The organism is Streptosporangium sandarakinum (genome assembly GCF_050942225.1).
In the GTDB taxonomy this organism is placed as follows: domain Bacteria; phylum Actinomycetota; class Actinomycetes; order Streptosporangiales; family Streptosporangiaceae; genus Streptosporangium; species Streptosporangium nondiastaticum.
In genome coordinates, this window is sequence record NZ_CP192034.1 from 3047953 (window position 1) to 3064480 (window position 16528).

Consider the following 16528-nt stretch of genomic DNA (forward strand, 5'->3'; position numbering starts at 1 on the left):
CCTCCACCCCGCGGGGCGCCGTGCCCGCGGACTTCCGCTCGGCGCGGACTAGCTGGCCGTCGCCGGCCGGGACCGGATCGCCGAGCGCAGGAGGCTCCGCACCTCCTCGTCCGTCGTCTGGGCGAAGTCCCGGTAGGACTGCCCGACGGCGGTGAAGTACGGGGGCGTGACGGCGCACACCAGCTCGTCGGTCAGGCGGGCGAAGTCGTGGTAGGCCGACTCGGGCGCGGTCGGGACGGCGACGACGGTCCGGGCCGGCCGGTGGCGGCGGAGCGCCTGGAGGGCGGCGCGCATGCTCGCCCCCGTGGCCAGGCCGTCGTCCACGACGATGACGGTCTTGCCGTCGAGGTCCAGCGCGGGCCGCCCCTGCCGGTACGTCTCCTCCCGCCGGATCAGCTCCTGGCCCTCCCGGTCGGTCGCCGCCCGGATGGTCCACTGCGAGATCCCCAGCCGCCCGATGATGTCCTCGTTGAGCACGATGGCGCCGCCGCTGGCGATGGCGCCCATGGCGAGCTCCTCGCGGCCCGGGACGCCCAGCTTGCGCACCAGGAAGACGTCCAGCGGGGCGCTGAGGGCCGTGGCGATCTCGTACGCCACCGGGACGCCGCCGCGCGGCAGCCCCAGCACGACGACGTCGGGTCTGCCGCGGTAGTGCTCCAGGAGGCGCGCGAGGACCCGGCCGGCCTCCCGCCGGTCCTGGAACATGTCGTCCGGTTCGGTGAACAGGTCATCTGACACGGCCGCCACCCCCTGATCGGCGTAGTCCGCCCTGCTCCGTAACGAATATGCCCAAACCATGACAAATGAGTTCGGAATGCGGCGGACGTGGCCCGGGTTTTACCCACCCCGATCCTCGCCTTTGCACCCCCGCCGACCCACCCCGATCCCCGCCTTTGCGCTCCCCGCCGACCCCGTCCGGCCGACGGCCCGGCCTTCCGTGTCCGGCGCCCGGCCTGACGGTGGCTCCCGGCCGGTGGGGCGTCGGGAGGCGGACGCCGGAGCCGGGAACGACCCGGGCCCGTACGGCGGTGCCGTACGGGCCCGGGTCATGTCGGTGGACCGGTCAGAGGGTCCGGCCGCGGCCGATGCCGCGGGCGTCGCCCTCGGCCTCGATGCGCTCCTTGCGGACGCCTTCGGAGACGGTCTCCTCGTCGGTGACGCGGTCCTTGGACATGCGGACCCGCTCGACCGGGACGGTCCGCTTCTCGACCGTTGGTCGCTCCTCGCGCAGGATGACCTCGTGCTCGGACTCGGTGATCTCCGGGCCGCCGAGGGCGTCGTCGATGTTGGAGTCGGTGATCGGCTCGCGCTCGACGCGGACCTCCTCGCGGGTGACCGGTACGGTGACCTGCTCCTGGTCGGTGACCACGTACTTGCGCAGCCGGGCCCGGCCCGCCTCGTGGCTCTCGGTGCCGACGTCCAGTCGCTCCTCCGAGCGGGTCATCGCGTCGTCGCCGGTGTGGCCGGTGCGACCGGTGTGGCCCACGCCGTACTGGTCCGTCCGCCCGTGCTCCCGCAGGCCGCCGGTGCGGCCGATGCCGTCGTGGTCCGTGCCGCCGGTGTGGATCCCGTGCCCGCCGTCCAGGTCGGCGGTGCGGCCCATGCGCTCGCGCTCCCGCAGGCCGCCGGTGTGCGCCCAGCCCGCCTCACCGGTCTCGCCGGTCCGGTTGGCCTCCTGCCAGGAGCCCTCCCAGTCGATGTCGTAGTAGCGGTAGAGCTCGCGCTCCTCCTCGGCGGACATGTGGCCGCCGGACTCGACGTCGATGTTGGGGGCGTCCTTGATGCGGTCCTTGTCAAGGGCCACCTCGATGTGGTCGCCCACCACGTTGGCCGTCTGAACCGGGACGAAGGTCTCGTTCATGCCGAACAGGCCGGTCCGCACGCAGAGCCAGGCGGGTCGGCCGGTGGCGTCGTCGACGTAGACGTGCTCCACCTTGCCGACCTTTTCGCCATTGTTGTCGTAAACAGGCTGGTTAAGGACGGTCTGAAGCTGGTCGTGGGTAATCATACTTTTTCCCCTCCTTTGTCCCTCTTTGGCGTGTTGCAGCATTGACGTACCACCTGATCCGTAAGAGAAACAGGATCGCCGGAATTGATCCGTTCGTACCGCGCCACGCGTCCCCGGTGAAGGTCGCTCAGGGGCAGGTCGAGGCGGACGGGAAACGGAACCGCCGGCCCGGAAAAATTTTCCGGACCGGCGGTCGCGTACGGGCGCATCGACCCCGCCACACGGCTGGCGCCGGGCCCGGCGGGGACGGCGCGACGGGGACGGCGGGCAAGTTGGGCATGCCCGCGGTGTGGCAGGCGTTCACCGAAAATCCGGAGGATGCCCCGGCCTTCAGGCCGGGGAGGAATCCGGCCTCCCGCGTAGCGAGGCAGAGAAGGACGATCCGCCGCCAGGCGGATCGTCCTTCTCTGCCCCGGGACCACCCGGGCGCGGTCTCAGCGTCGGTTGAGGGCCCCGCGCTCCGCCGCGGCCCGCGTGGCCATGCGTTCACCAAGGTGGGCGGGTGGCCGGAAACAGGTCCGCCTGCCAGGCGTCCCTGCTAGAAATGGGCCATGACGACGCTCGGTGCTGCGGGGGCCGGGTACGCCCGGTACACCTACCGGCCGCGTCTGTCGTCTGCGGCGCCGGCCGCGTTGACGGCCGAGTGGGATCGATGCCGGTGGGTGTGGAACGCGTGCGTGGCCGCCTCCCGCGCCGCGCACACGGCCAAGGAGCCCTGCGGTCCGGCCATGCTGGACAAGATGCTCACCGGCTGGCGTGCTGAGCACGCGTGGCTGTCGGCGGGGGCGTCGGTGCCGCAGCAGCAGATCATCCGCGACTACGGCAAGGCACGCGCCAAGGCGCTCAAGGACATCGCAGACCGGCTGCCGATGCGGCGGCGGGCGGGCATGCCGCGGTTCAAGAAGAAAGACCGGGCCGCCCCGACGCTGAACTACACCCGGCGGGGCTTTCGCCTGAAGGAGGGCCGCCTGCACCTGGCGGGCGGCATCGCGGTGACGGTGGTGTGGTCGCGAAACCTGCCCGCCGAGCCGTCCAGCGTGCGCGTCCACCGTGATCCCCTCGGCCACTGGTACGCCTCCTTCGTCGTGCCCGCACGGGTCGAGGAGCTGCCCGCCACCGGGCGGGCGATCGGCGTCGACTGGGGCGTCAGGGAGATCGCCACCACCACCAGCGACGCCCATGACCTGCCGCATCCCCAGTACGGGCGGACGGCGGCGGCGAAGCTGGCGCGCTATCAGAAGATGATGGCCCGCCGCAGGCCGCCGAAGGGCGGGCCCGCCTCCACCGGCTATCGCCAGGCCGCCCGGCAGGCCGCCAAGGCCCACAGGAAGGTCGCCCGGCAGCGCGCCGACACCGCCCGCAAATGGGCCAAGAAGGTCGTGCGCGACCACGACGTGCTGGCGGTGGAGGACTTCACACCGAAGTTCCTGGCCAAATCCACCATGGCCCGCAAGGCCGCCGACGGTGCGATCGGCGCCACCAAGAACGCCCTGATCGAGATGGCCCGCAAACACGGCCGCATCGTTCATCTGATCAACCCCGCCCACACCACCATGGACTGCGCAGGCTGCGGAGCGAGAACCAAGCACGCCCTGCCGCTGTCGGAACGCACCTACACCTGCACCGCGTGCGGAGCCGTCTTTCCGAGGGACAAGAACTCCGCCCGCGTGATGCTCCTCCGGGCAGGTCTGGACCCGGCCGGCGTCGAGGGCGTAAGACCTGACGGGCCGCCGGCCCGTCAGGCGGCCTGAGCCAGGAATCCCCTCCCTTCAGGGAGAGGAGCAGCCAACATGTTCCTGAACGCGTTCTCGTCACCGAACTTGCTGTTGAGCGTGTAGCGGGCGGGCTGGTAGACGTCCCACCAGACGGAGCCGCCCTTGCTCATCGAGTCACCGGGCGGGGAGACCTGGACGGCGGCGTACCCGGCGGGGCCGAGCACGTCGGCGCACTCCCGGGCGACCGAGTTCCAGTTCCAGTTCCACAGGTTGACGATCGGGCCGGGGGTGGGCGGCGACGCCTGGGCGGGCGCGGCGGTCGTGACGGGGAGCGCGACGGCGGCGCTCGCCAGGACGGTCGCCGCCACGGTCAGGACGGCTTTGTAGGATCTCACAGGGGCCTCCAGGTGGATGGACGGATTCCCTTGGCCGGGCCGGGTGTTGCAGCACCCGGCCCGGGTCTTTCCCTCCGGGGCCGCGGGGCCCCGGGAGGCTCTCAGCCGCGCGGCCGGACGAAGACGGCGACCGTGCGGGCCGGTACCGTCAGCGTGCCGGTGGCGGAGTCGAAGGCCGACGTCTTCACGACGGCGTCGGTCCCGTCCGCCTGGACGGGGTGGAGGGTCACCGCGGCGCCCTTGAGCGCGGCCACGGTCTGCGACCGCTTCTCGGGCGTGGCGTTGAACACGACGGTGAGCGAGTCCCACCTCGGGTCGATCCCCGAGGCGTCCAGGTGCATGGTCACCACACCCGGCGTCTCGGCGGCGCCGCTCAGCGGGAAGGTCAGCCGCTTCTGCACCTCGGCGGCCGAGCCGAGGGCGAAGGCGGGGGAGGAGGAGCGGATCCTCAGCAGCTCGCCGTACAGGTTCCGCGCCGAGGTGATCGCCGCGCAGTCCGGCTTCAACGCCGGGTCGGCCAGCAGCGGCCGGGCGTAGGGCCACTTGTCCTCGTTGTCCGCCCTGGGCGGCAGGCCCGCGCCGAAGCCGTTGCCCGCCGAGCAGTCCCACAGCAGCCGGTTGAACCAGTCGCCCGAGTCGAAGGAGTTGCGGTCCAGCGACTTCGAGCGCAGCCGCTCGGTTCCGGCGTGGACGAACGAGGCGCCCTGCCCGAGGACGGCGGTGGCCAGCGACAGCGACTGCATGCGCACCCGGTCGGCCATCGGGGTGGCCTGCGGCAGCTTGTAGGCCAGCGCGTCGAACAGCGTCTCGTTGTCGTGGGCGTCGACGTAGGTGACGGCCTCGCCCGGCGCGGCGGTGTAGCCGGCCGCCGATCCGTTGTAGTCCACCTCCGATCCCTTGACCCGCCTGCCGTGCGAGTCGGTGAAGGCGTAGTCGCGCAGGTTGCCGGTCAGGCCCACCTTGATCAGGTCCTGGTAGCCCAGCAGGCGGGCCCGCTGCTGCTCGGCGGTGCCGTTGGCGGGCGAGCCGTTGGGCGCGCCGGCCAGGCCGGAGCCGAAGCCCTGGATCCGGGGGTCGGCGTCGAACGGCGTGCCGCCGCGCACCGCGTCGCGCAGCCGGTCGTTGAAGGTGCCGATCCCGGTGCCGGCCATGTTGGCCTGGGTGGCCTGCTCGAAGCGGGCGTCGTCGGCGACCTCGCCGAAGTTCCAGCCCTCGCCGTACAGGATGATCGACTTTCCGTCCACCCCGTCCTTCTCCGGGGTGAGCGCGTCGAGGGCCTTGCGGACCGCGACGATGCTCGCCTTCGGGTGGTGGCCCATCAGGTCGAAGCGGAAGCCGTCCACCTTGTACTGCTTCGCCCAGGTGACGATGGAATCGACGACGAGCCTGCCCATCATCGCGTGCTCGGGGGCGGTGTTGGCGCAGCAGGTGGAGGTGGCCACCGCGCCGTCGTCGAGCAGCCGGTGGTAGTAGCCGGGCACGACGCGGTCGAGCACCGAGGTCGGGTCCTGGCCGGCGGCGTGGGTGTGGTTGTAGACGACGTCCATGACCACCCGCAGGCCGGCCCTGTTGAGGCCCTGCACCATGCCGCGGAACTCCTTGATCCGGGCGGTGCCGTCCGGGTCGGAGGCGTAGGAGCCCTCGGGCACGGTGTAGTGCCGCGGGTCGTAGCCCCAGTTGAAGGCGTCCTTGGCGGCGGTCTTTCCGACGCACTCCTGCTGCCGGTCGGAGTCGGCGGGCAGCGCGGCCAGGTCGCAGTCCGGCTCGGCGCGGTCGGCCTTCCTCTCCGGGATGGTCGCGATGTCGAAGACCGGCAGCAGGTGGACGTGGGTCAGGCCGTCCCCGGCCAGCTTGCGCAGCTCCCGCATCCCGGCGTAGTCGCCGGTGAACGCCGCGTAGGTGCCGCGCCGGTCGGCGGGGACGGTGGTGTCGGAGGCGGAGAAGTCGCGCACGTGCAGTTCGTAGATCGACGCCCTGGCCTGCGGGACGGCCTCCGGCTTGACCAGGGAGGACCAGCCGTCGGGCCGCAGCGACCGGTCGCCGAGGTCGACGAGCTGGCTGCGGACGGAGTCGGCGGCCAGCGACAGGCTGTAGGGGTCGGTCACCTCGTTGGTGACGACCTTCCCCGCGGCGGGGGAGTAGACCGTGACCAGGAAGGTGTAGTAGCGGCCCTTCCAGGCGGCCGCGCCCCGCACCGACCAGACGCCGGTGGCGTCGTCGCGGCGCATCGGGTGTACGGCGCGCTCACCGCCGGACGGGTCGCGGTAGAGCGCGAGCTCGACCTTGCGCGCGGTCGGCGCCCAGACCGACAGCCGGGGCGCGCCGTCCCAGACCGGGCCCAGCTCGGCGCCGGCCGCCTTGGCGTAGACGTCGTCGAGCACGCCGGGCAGCTGCACGCCGGTGGCGGCCAGCAGCGCGCCGGAGGCGTCCCGCTCGACGGCCACGACCTGCCCGCGCAGCGCCTCGCCGACCAGACCGGCGTCGCGCGGGTCCACGGTGAGGGCGGCGTACTCGGAAAGGTGCGGCCACCTGGCCTTCTGCGCGTCGGTGAGGGCGCCGGGGACCAGCCGGATGATCCGGAGGTCGCCGGTGAGGTCGCCGTCGGCGTAGGCGATGTCGCCCTTGGCGGAGAAGGCCAGCGAGTGGTGCGAGGCGTCGGACGGCCGCACCTTCCAGGCGACGGTGCCGCGGTCGATCCACTGGGCGGCGGCCTTGGTCAGGTCGGCGTCGGCGCCGTGGGCGGCTGGTTGCGGCAGCAGGTTCCCCTCGACGCCGGCGACCCGCCAGACCTCGCCCCCGGTGGCGGTCAGGTCGAGCGACTGGTCGGCGGGCAGGTCCTTGTCGTCGCCGTTGTGGATGATGTAGCTCACGTTCTTCGCCCCCTCTTTCAGGGGGATCCGGAAACGGAGCCCGAACGCGTCCCGGCCCTCGGGCTGGAGCGGGGCGGCCCACTCGGTGGGTGTCGCCACGTCACCCCACAGGTGCAGTCCCCAGCCGTCGTATTTCCCGTCCGGCCGGTGGTAATGCACGATCGCGACGTTCTCGGCCGCGGCCCGGGTCGGGTGGACCTCCGTCCTCCCCGAGACGACGTACGCCTCCGGCTGCGCGGCCGGGGTGAACGTCTGGTCGGGCCCGGGGTCCTTGACGTCGCCCTTGTGAACGATGTGGTTCAGCGGGGCGGCGGCGTCCTTCAGCGGGACCTTCCAGAACGCGCCGTAGGAGTCGACGCCGTCCGGCGGGCGCGGGGAGGCCCAGTCGGTGCCGGCGCCGTCGGCCAGGCCGTCGCCCCACAGGTGTAGTCCCCAGCCGTCGTAGTCCTTGTCGGGCCGCGCGTAGTGGACGGTGGCGTAGCCCTGGGCCTGCGCGCGGGAGGTGTAGGTCTCGGCCCTGCCGGACGCCACCCAGACCTCGCCGGTCCTGGCGGGGTCGACGGCGCGGTCGCCGCCGTCCTTCTCGTCGCCCTTGTGGACGATGATCCCGACGTCGGTCGCGCCGGGTTTGAGTTTGACCCAGGCGAACCTGCCGTAGGAGTCCTCACCGGTCAGCGGGAGCGGGGAGCCCCACTCGGTGGGCCGCTCCACGTCGCCCCAGACGTGCAGGCCCCAGCCGTCGTAGTCCCCGGCGTCTTTCGCGTCCGGGCGCTGGTAGTGCACGACCAGCCAGTCGCGGGTGACCGCGCCCGGGTCCTGCGGGGTGGGCTCGGCGCCGACCGCGGCGGACGCGGTGGCCGAGGCGAGGCGGCCCGCGGAGTCCTTCACGATCGCCCGGTAGGTGATCCTCGTGCCGGCCGGGATCCCGCGCAGGTCGTGGAAGACCCGGAAGGTACGGCCGGCGGCCGTGGCGTTGGGCGCGTCGTCGGTGCCGAGCACCCTCCAGCCGCCGTCGCCGACCCTGGCGGCGAACGTCACCTGGTCGAAGCCGTTTCCGGGCACGGTGGCGGTGACCGGGATCCGGTCGTCCTCGGCGGTGCCCCTGATCTCGGCGCCGGGCAGGGTGATCGAGACGGCCGGGGCGGCGGCGGGAGCGGCGAGCGCCCCGCGCGCCCTGTACACGACGGCCGACAGCGCCGGCACGGTCAGCGGCAGCTTCGCATCGGTGCCCGAGGTCAGGTCCGCGGGGCCCTCGCCGTACACCTTGGTGAAGGCCATGCCGGGGGAGAACGTCGGCACGGCGGCGGCGCCGGCCCGCTCGGCGTTGTTGACCGCCACGACGTACTCGACCCGGTCGCGGGCGCCGATCCGGGAGAAGGCGTAGACGCCGCCCGCGGCCAGGCGCTCGATCTGGGCGCCGTCGGCCAGGGCCGGGTTGTCCTGGCGCAGCTTCGCCAGGGCGGAGATGCCCCGGTACAGCGGGTGGCCGGGAACGAAGTTGTCCTGGGCGTGGGTGGCCGCGGTGCCGATCAGGTCGTCGTCGAGGTAGTCGCCGACCTTGGAGGCGAACATCGTCTGGCGGGCGTCCTTGTCGCCGCCGCTCCCGCCGAAACCCTGTTCGTCGCCGTAATAAACGACCGGCTGGCCGCGGGTGAGGTACATCAGCTCGTGGGCCAGCAGGTCGCGGCGGAGCAGCTCGGCGTCGTCCGCGCCGGGGTTGTCCTGGGCGAGGAAACGGCCGATGCGGCCCATGTCGTGGTTGCCGAGGAAGGTCGGCAGCGAGGAGGCGTCGCCGTCGGCGTCGGTGTGGTGGTCGTCGTCGGCGTACAGCCTCGCCAGCCGGGCGGCGTCCGCGGTGCCGCCGCTGAAGGACCGGGCGGCCTCCTGGAACGGGAAGTCCAGGGTGGCGTCCAGCCCGCCGCGGGTGGAGTAGCGGCTGGTGAAGGCGGGGTCGCCGGAGTAGACCTCGCCGAACATGAAGAACCGTTTGTCGCCCCGCTTCGCCGCGTAGTCGTGCAGGGCGGGGGAGAAGCGCTCCCAGAACTCCATATTGACGTGCTTGGCGGTGTCGATGCGGAATCCGTCGATGCCGGTCTCGCGGACCCACGTCTTGTAGATGTCGGCCATGCCCTTGACGACCTCGGGCCGTTCGGTCCACAGGTCGTCGAGGCCGGAGAAGTCGCCGTACTCGGAGCTCTCGCCGCTGAAGGTGGAGTCGCCCCGGTTGTGGTACATCGTCGGGTCGTTCAGCCAGGCGGGGGTCTTGGCGTTCTTCGGCGCGACCGGCGTGTAGGGGAAGGAGTCGGAGGTCACCTCGGGGAAGGTGTCCTTGCCGGCGTAGGCGCGGTCGTCGAACGGCACGCCGCGGGCGTCGACGTAGGGGTAGGCGCCCTTGGAGCGGTAGGAGTAGGTCTTCTCCCTGTAGTCGATCACGTCGGCGGTGTGGTTGGTGATGATGTCGAAGAAGACCTTCATCCCCCGCCGGTGCGCCTCGCGCACGAGCTGCTTCATCTCGGCGTTCGTCCCCAGGTGGGGGTCGATCCGGGTGAAGTCGGTGATCCAGTAGCCGTGGTAGCCGGCCGAGGCGTTCGCGCCGGCGCCCTGGACGGGCCGGTTGCGGAACGCCGGGGTGATCCAGATCGCGGTGCTGCCGAGGTTCTTGACGTAGTCGAGCCGGCCGATCAGGCCCTTGAGGTCCCCGCCCTGGTAGAACCCCTTGTCGGTGGGGTCGAAGCCGGTGGTGAGCCGGTCGCCGGACAGGCCGCCGCGGTTGTTGCCGGGGTCGCCGTCGGCGAACCGGTCGGTCATCGCGAAGTAGAACCGCTCGCGGGTGAGCTTGGTGCGCGCGGCGTCCCGGGCGAGGTCCCTGTCGGCGGGCTCGGCCGTACGGCTCAGCGCGGAGACCACGGGCGACGCGGAGGCGGCGGGCGCGGCACCGGACGCGGCGGAGGCGGTGGAGGCTGCGGGAGCGGGTGATGCGGCGGTGGCGGGCGGTGCGGGGACGGGGCTCGCCGCCGGGGGAGAGGCGGGGGAAGAAGCGTGGGCGGGGGCGGCGAGGGGCGGCACGAGCAGCGCCGCCGCGATGACGGCCGCGGTGAGCGGCCCCGTCCTCGCGCGCCGTGGGGGGAGCGGCCGGACCACCGGTGGCCTCCACGGTTGTTTTGGGGGTGTTGCCCGGAAGTTACTCATTGGACATGACCTATGCAATCCCTTGCGGAAACTTTCTGCACGGTTCCGCCCGGCAACCCGTCCCGGACGCGGAACGCCCGTCCCCACCGGGTCTCCCGGGCTCCCGGGGACGGGCCGGCGGCCCGCCTCCGGCCCACTCCCGGCCAGGTCAGAGGCGGGAGGAGGTAACGAAATGGTTGCCTCCGTCGGGTTTGTAACAAGTTTGCAGACTCTTGCAGCAAGTTCTTCCAAAGGAGTTCACGTCGGCGTAACGTCCGGCGTACTCCAAACCCGGCCCGGAGTCTCCCCATCCCGGTCCGGTCCCCTGAACGATGAGGAGAAATGATGCGGCGAGCCTTCTCGGCCGCGACGATCGTCGCGGCTCTCGCCCTTGCGGTCTCGGCCTGTGGCGGCGGCGACGGCGGCTCGGCGGCGGCGCCGGCCGGCTCGGCCCCGTCGGACCCCACGAAGATCAAGGGTGAGATCACCTGGTGGGACACGGTCCGGCCGGACAGCGAGGGCCCGACGTTCCAGGCGCTCATCAAGGAGTTCCAGGCGAAGTACCCGAACATCAAGGTCAACTACGTCAACGTCCCCTCGGACCAGGCGCAGAACAAGTTCCAGACCGCCGCGCAGGCCGGTTCCGGCGCGCCGGACGTGATCCGTTCCGAGGTGGCCTGGACCTCCCAGTTCGCCTCGCTCGGCTACCTGCAGCCGCTGGACGGCACCCGCGCCCTGGAGAACGAGTCCGACTTCCTGCCCAGCCCGCTGAGCAGCGCCAAGTACAACGGCAAGGCCTACGCCGTGCCGCAGGTCACCGACACCCTGGCCCTGCTGTACAACAAGAGGCTGCTGAAGGAGGCCGGGCACGAGGAGGCCCCGAAGACGGTCGAGGAGCTCAAGCAGACCGCCCTCGACGTCAAGAAGAAGACCGGCGCCGACGGCCTCGCGCTCAACGTCGACGCCTACTTCCTGCTGCCGTTCATGTACGGCGAGGGCGGTGACATGCTCGACGCCCCGAACAAGAAGATCACCGTCAACTCCCCGGCCAACACCAAGGCGATGGCCACGGTCGACGACCTGATCAAGTCGGGCGCCGCGCCCAAGCCGGCCATCCAGGACAGCTACGCCAACGCGATGACCGCCCTCAAGGAGGGCAAGACCGCGATGATCTACAACGGCCCGTGGTCGCTGGCCGAGGTCTACCAGGGCAAGGAGTTCAAGGACAAGGAGAACCTGGGCATCGCCCCGGTCCCCGCGGGCTCGGTCAAGGCCGGCGCCCCCACCGGCGGCTGGAACTACGCCATCTACGCCGGCTCCAAGAACCTGGACGCCTCCTACGAGTTCGTCCGCTTCATGAGCACCCCCGAGGCCCAGGCGAAGATCGCCAAGGAGATCAGCCTCCTGCCGACCCGCGCCTCCGCCTATGACAACCCCGACGTCACGGGCAACAAGGACGTCGCCACCTTCAAGCCGATCCTCGACACCGCGGTCCCGCGGCCGTGGATCCCCGAGGGCGGCCAGCTCTTCCAGCCGCTGCTGGAGGGCTACCAGGCCCTGGTCGGCGGCAAGACCACGCCCGAGGAGATGCTCAAGACGGTCGACCAGAAGTACCGCGGCATCTTCAAGGACTGGAGCTGACACCGTGGCGACCTCCACTGGACGTGTGACCGGCACGGCCAGGGACCGGGCCGCGGGCGCCGACGACGGCGCCCGCGGCCGGGGCGGGCCCCGGAAGGCCGGCCCGTTCCGGCGCGCCACGTCGCAGTACTGGTACGCCTGGGCCATGGTGGCCCCGGTCATCGTGGTCACCGCCGTGCTGATCGGCTGGCCGCTGGTCCGGGGGGTCTACCTGTCCCTGACCGACGCCACCGAGGCCACGATGGGCCGGACCATCGGCGTCAACGTGATCCCCTCGACCTACGAGTTCGTCGGGTTCGGCAACTACGTCGACATCCTCACCAGCGGGGTCTTCTGGGAGAAGCTGGCCTGGACGGTCATCTGGACCGTCGCCTGCGTCGCCCTGCACTACGGCATCGGCCTCGGCCTGGCCATGATGCTCAACCGCAGGCTGCGGTTCCGCTCGTTCTACCGGCTGCTGCTGATCCTGCCGTGGGCGATCCCCGGATTCGTCGCCGCCTTCATCTGGCGCTACCTCTACAACAGCGACTTCGGCGTCATCAACGCGATGCTGCGTGCGGCCGGGCTGGGCGGCGTCGGCTGGCTCGACGACCCGACCACCGCGAAGATCGCGGTCATCGCGGTCAACGTCTGGGTGGGCGTGCCGTTCATGATGGTGGCCCTGCTCGGCGGGCTCCAGTCGATCCCCGCGGAGCTCTACGAGGCGGCCGAGGTGGACGGCGCCACGCCGATGCAGCGCTTCCGGCACATCACGATCCCCGGGCTCCGCACGGTCTCCAGCACCGTCGTGCTGCTCGGCACGATCTGGACGTTCAACATGTTCCCGCTGATCTTCCTGATCACCGGGGGAGGACCCGGCAGCGCCACGGAGATCCTGGTGACCTACGCCTACCGTGAGGCGTTCACCGGCATCCGCAACTACTCGGGCTCGGCGGCCTGGGGCATGATCATCCTGCTGCTCCTCGTCGTGATGGCCCTGGTCTACCGCCGCGCGCTGCGCCGGCAGGGGGAGGTCTGGTGAGCACCGCCACCGCAGAGCCCGCGCGGCCCCGCCGCGCCCGCGGCCGTGACGACCGGAGCGTCGGCGGCTCGATCCTGCTGCACGCGACGCTCATCGTCGCCTCGGTCATCTCGATCTTCCCCATCGTCTGGCTCGTGCTGACCTCGCTCAAGCCGCGCGACGGCTGGCTGTCCACCGAGCTGAAGATCTTCGACCAGCCGTCGCTGGACAACTACGTCCGCGTCCTGACCGAGACGGGCTTCCCGAGCTGGCTGCTCAACTCGGTGATCGTCGCGGGCCTGACCACGGTCATCGGCGTCTTCCTGGCCTCGACGACCGGCTACGCGATCAGCCGCTTCCGCTTCCCCGGATACCGCGGCGTCATGTGGATGCTGCTGGTCACCCAGATGTTCCCGGTGGCCATCCTGATCGTGCCGCTGTACAACCTCATGGCCGGCCTCGGGCTGCTCAACCAGATCCCGGGCCTGGTGATCGCGTACATGACGGTCGCGGTGCCGTTCTGCGCCTGGATGATGAAGGGCTACTTCGACTCCATCCCGCGCGAGATCGACCAGGCCGGAATGATCGACGGGCTGACGCCGTTCGGCACCTTCTGGCGGGTCATCCTGCCGCTGGCCCGGCCCAGCATCGCGGTCACCGCCTTCTACTCCTTCATGACGGCCTGGGGCGAGGTCGCCTACGCCTCGGTCTTCATGACGGGGGAGGACACCCGCACCCTCGCCGTCGGCCTGCAGCAGTTCGTCGGCCAGCACTGGTCGGACTGGGGCCTGCTGACGGCCTCGGCGGTGCTGATCGCGCTGCCCGCGGCGGTCGTCTTCCTGCTCGTCCAGCGCCACCTGGTCGCCGGGCTCACCGCGGGGGCGACCAAGTCGTGAGCCGGCGCCGCCCGTGAGGGCGGCGCCGCGGCGCCACCGCGCACCGGGCGGCAGCCGGCACCACCGCGCACCAAGCACTACACGTCCTGATATGTCATTTGATCGGGGGACTTATATGACCGAGCTCATCCAGGTCGGCCACACCGGCGAGACCACCGCCACCCGCTGGTGGCGCGATGCCGTGATCTACCAGGTCTACGTGCGGAGCTTCGCCGACGGCAACGGCGACGGCGTCGGCGACCTGCTGGGCGTGCGGAGCCGGCTGCGGTATCTCGCCGACCTCGGCGTGGACGCCCTCTGGCTGACCCCGTTCTACACCTCCCCGATGGCCGACTTCGGCTACGACGTGGCCGACTACCGGGACGTGGACCCCATCTTCGGGTCGCTGGCCGACGCCCGCGCCCTGATCGAGGACGCCCACCGGCACGGCCTGCGGGTGATCGTCGACGTGGTGCCCAACCACACCTCCGACCAGCACGTCTGGTTCCAGCAGGCCCTGGCCGCCGGGCCCGGCAGCCCCGAGCGGGAGCGCTACGTCTTCCGCCGGGGCCGGGGCGAGAACGGGGAGCTGCCCCCCAACGACTGGGAGTCGGTCTTCGGCGGCCCCGCCTGGACCAGGGTCCCCGACGGGGAGTGGTACCTGCGGCTGTTCGCCCCCGAGCAGCCCGACCTCAACTGGGAGCACCCCGAGGTCCACACCGAGTTCGAGTCGATCCTGCGGTTCTGGCTCGACATGGGGGTGGACGGCTTCCGCATCGACGTCGCCCACGGCATGGTCAAGGCCGAGGGGCTGCCCGACGTCGGCCACTCCGACCAGGTGCGGATGATCGGCGCCGACGTCGTGCCGTTCTTCGACCAGGACGGCGTCCACGAGATCCACCGCGCCTGGCGCCGCCTCCTCGACTCCTACCCCGGCGAGCGGATCGGCGTCGCCGAGGCGTGGGCGCCGAACCCCGAGCGGCTGGCCAACTACGTCCGCCCGGACGAGCTGCACCAGGCGTTCAACTTCCACTTCCTCAACGCGCCGTGGGACGCCTCGGTCTTCCGTAAGGTGATCACCGAGTCGCTGGCCACGGCCGGCATGGTCGGCGCGCCCACGACCTGGGTGCTGTCCAACCACGACGTCAAGCGCCACCTCACCCGCTACGGCGACGGCGAGACCGGCCTGCGCAGGTCCCGCGCCGCGGCCCTGCTGACGCTCTCCCTGCCCGGCTCGACCTACCTCTACCAGGGCGAGGAACTGGGCCTGCCGGAGGTCCTCGACCTGCCCGAGGAGTTCCTGCGCGACCCGCAGCGGCTGCGCAACCCCGACGACGGCCGCGACGGCTGCCGGGTGCCGATCCCGTGGGCCGACGTCGAGCCGCACTTCGGCTTCAGCCTGCCGGGCATCGAGGAGTCCTGGCTGCCGATGCCCGCCTCCTGGGGTCCGCTCAGCGTCCAGTCCCAGCTGCGCGACCCCGGCTCCATCCTCCGGCTGTACCGGGAGGCGCTGCGCGTCCGCCGGGAACGGCGGGCCTTCGGTGACGCCCCGCTGACCTGGCTCGACTCCCCGGAGGGCACGATCGCCTACTCCCGGGGCGACGGGTTCGCCTGCACGGTCAACCTGACCGGCGAGCCGGTGGAGATCCCCGTCCCCGGACGGGTCCTGCTGGCCAGCGCCGAGCCCGCCGTCGCGGACGGCGTGGCCCGCCTGGCGCCCGACTCCGCCGTCTGGTGGGAACGCGATGCCGCCTAACGGCGCCACCCCCCTGACGAGCGGCACGGCGAGGCTGACCGACATCGCCGCGCAGGCGGGGGTCAGCGAGGCGACGGTCAGCAGGGTGCTGAACGGCAAGCCGGGTGTCTCCGCCGCCACCCGGCAGGCCGTGCTCGTCGCCCTGGACCTGATGGGCTACGAGCGGCCGCAGCGGCTGCGCCAGCGCAGCAACGGCCTGGTCGGCCTGGTGATCCCGGAGCTGGACAACCCGATCTTCCCGACGTTCGCCCAGGCCTTCGAGAAGGCGCTGTCCCAGCACGGCTACACCCCGGTGCTGTGCACGCAGGTGCCGGGCGGGGTGGTGGAGGACGACTTCACCGAGCTGCTCGTCGAGCGCGGTGTCAGCGGCATCATCTTCGTCTCCGGCCTGCACGCCGACACCACGGCCCGCTCCGACCGCTACACCCAGCTCATCGGGCAGGGCGTGCCGATCGTCCTGCTCAACGGCCACGCCGACGACGTGCCGGCGCCGTTCATCTCGCCGGATGATCGTGCGGCGGCGCGGTTGGCGGTGCAGCATCTGGTGGATCTGGGGCATGAGCGGATCGGGTTGGCGGTGGGGCCGGGTCGGTTCGTGCCGGTGATCCGGAAGATCGAGGGGTTCCGGCAGGCGATGGCGCAGTTGCTGGGGGTGTCGGATGCCGATGAGTTGATCTCGCATTCGTTGTTCTCGGTGGAGGGGGGTCAGGCGGCGGCGGCGCAGTTGCTGGAGCGGGGGTGTACGGGGATCGTGTGCGCGTCGGATCTGATGGCGTTGGGGGCGATCCGGGCGTGCCGGGATCGGGGGTTGTCGGTGCCGGGGGAGGTGTCGGTGGTGGGGTACGACGACTCGCCGTTGATCGCGTTCACCGACCCGCCGCTGACCACCGTGCGCCAGCCCGTCCACTCGATGGTCACCGCCGCCGTGCACACCCTGCTGGAGGCGGTCGCGGGCGCTCCCATGCACAACTCCGAACTCGTCTTCCAGCCGGAGTTCATCGTCCGCGGCTCGACCGGCTCCGGGCCGAAGATCATCCGTTAGGGGCCGCGGCTCTCCGCCGGTACGGCCGGCGGCGCCGCGCCGGAGATCGTCGATAGCC

10 protein-coding genes are annotated in these 16528 nt (G+C 71.5%); 6 read left to right on the forward strand and 4 right to left on the reverse strand.

All coding sequences use genetic code 11. The annotated features are described in order from the left end of the window. Positions 1 to 48 precede the first annotated feature (48 nt). Both ACQP10_RS14035 and ACQP10_RS14040 read right to left on the reverse strand, forming a co-directional pair. Entirely contained in the window at positions 49 to 738 is a 690-nt protein-coding gene (locus ACQP10_RS14035; protein ID WP_346020051.1) for a phosphoribosyltransferase, read from the reverse strand. A gap of 325 nt (positions 739 to 1063) precedes the next feature. Beyond that, positions 1064 to 2008, reverse strand: coding sequence for a DUF2382 domain-containing protein (locus ACQP10_RS14040; protein WP_433541500.1), 945 nt, complete (start codon positions 2006 to 2008; stop codon positions 1064 to 1066). 551 nt (positions 2009 to 2559) lie between these two features. Here ACQP10_RS14040 and ACQP10_RS14045 point away from each other — a divergent pair. Next, on the forward strand, positions 2560 to 3759 hold the full coding sequence (locus tag ACQP10_RS14045) for an RNA-guided endonuclease InsQ/TnpB family protein (RefSeq protein ID WP_346020049.1): 1200 nt from the start codon (positions 2560 to 2562) through the stop codon (positions 3757 to 3759). On the opposite strand, the gene ACQP10_RS14050 is transcribed toward ACQP10_RS14045, so the two are convergent. After that, the gene (locus ACQP10_RS14050) at positions 3747 to 4118 is read right to left on the reverse strand and encodes a hypothetical protein (RefSeq protein WP_346020048.1); all 372 of its coding nucleotides are present in this window, start codon (positions 4116 to 4118) and stop codon (positions 3747 to 3749) included. The genes ACQP10_RS14045 and ACQP10_RS14050 overlap by 13 nt on opposite strands. 101 nt (positions 4119 to 4219) lie before the next feature. Beyond that, positions 4220 to 10129, reverse strand: coding sequence for a pullulanase-type alpha-1,6-glucosidase (gene pulA / locus ACQP10_RS14055; RefSeq protein ID WP_433541501.1), 5910 nt, complete (start codon positions 10127 to 10129; stop codon positions 4220 to 4222). Between the two features lie 372 nt (positions 10130 to 10501). On the opposite strand from pulA, the gene ACQP10_RS14060 reads away from it, so the two are divergent. The 5 genes from ACQP10_RS14060 (at position 10502) to ACQP10_RS14080 (ending at position 16470) form a co-directional block, all read left to right on the forward strand. Next, on the forward strand, positions 10502 to 11797 hold the full coding sequence (locus ACQP10_RS14060; RefSeq protein ID WP_389994895.1) for an extracellular solute-binding protein: 1296 nt from the start codon (positions 10502 to 10504) through the stop codon (positions 11795 to 11797). A 4-nt stretch (positions 11798 to 11801) separates the two neighbouring features. Next, positions 11802 to 12818, forward strand: coding sequence for a carbohydrate ABC transporter permease (locus tag ACQP10_RS14065; protein WP_346020045.1), 1017 nt, complete (start codon positions 11802 to 11804; stop codon positions 12816 to 12818). Then, positions 12815 to 13693, forward strand: a complete 879-nt coding sequence (locus ACQP10_RS14070; RefSeq protein ID WP_179818114.1) for a sugar ABC transporter permease — start codon at positions 12815 to 12817, stop codon at positions 13691 to 13693. Before ACQP10_RS14065 ends, ACQP10_RS14070 begins: the two co-directional genes overlap by 4 nt. 115 nt (positions 13694 to 13808) lie before the next feature. Further along, positions 13809 to 15428 carry a glycoside hydrolase family 13 protein gene (locus ACQP10_RS14075; protein ID WP_346020044.1) on the forward strand — a complete coding sequence of 540 codons (1620 nt, stop codon included), beginning with the start codon at positions 13809 to 13811 and terminating at the stop codon, positions 15426 to 15428. Then, complete coding sequence (locus ACQP10_RS14080; RefSeq protein ID WP_179818112.1) at positions 15418 to 16470, forward strand: LacI family DNA-binding transcriptional regulator; 1053 nt, start codon at positions 15418 to 15420, stop codon at positions 16468 to 16470. Before ACQP10_RS14075 ends, ACQP10_RS14080 begins: the two co-directional genes overlap by 11 nt. Positions 16471 to 16528: the final 58 nt, after the last annotated feature.

Bases quoted from the DNA above. Each gene is read 5' to 3' on its own strand.
- ACQP10_RS14075 (WP_346020044.1), top strand. From the start codon at position 13,809: ATGACCGAGCTCATCCAGGTCGGCCACACCGGCGAGACCACCGCCACC.
- ACQP10_RS14060 (WP_389994895.1), top strand. From the start codon at position 10,502: ATGCGGCGAGCCTTCTCGGCCGCGACGATCGTCGCGGCTCTCGCCCTT.
- ACQP10_RS14040 (WP_433541500.1), bottom strand. From the start codon at position 2,008: ATGATTACCCACGACCAGCTTCAGACCGTCCTTAACCAGCCTGTTTAC.
- ACQP10_RS14080 (WP_179818112.1), top strand. From the start codon at position 15,418: ATGCCGCCTAACGGCGCCACCCCCCTGACGAGCGGCACGGCGAGGCTG.
- ACQP10_RS14045 (WP_346020049.1), top strand. From the start codon at position 2,560: ATGACGACGCTCGGTGCTGCGGGGGCCGGGTACGCCCGGTACACCTAC.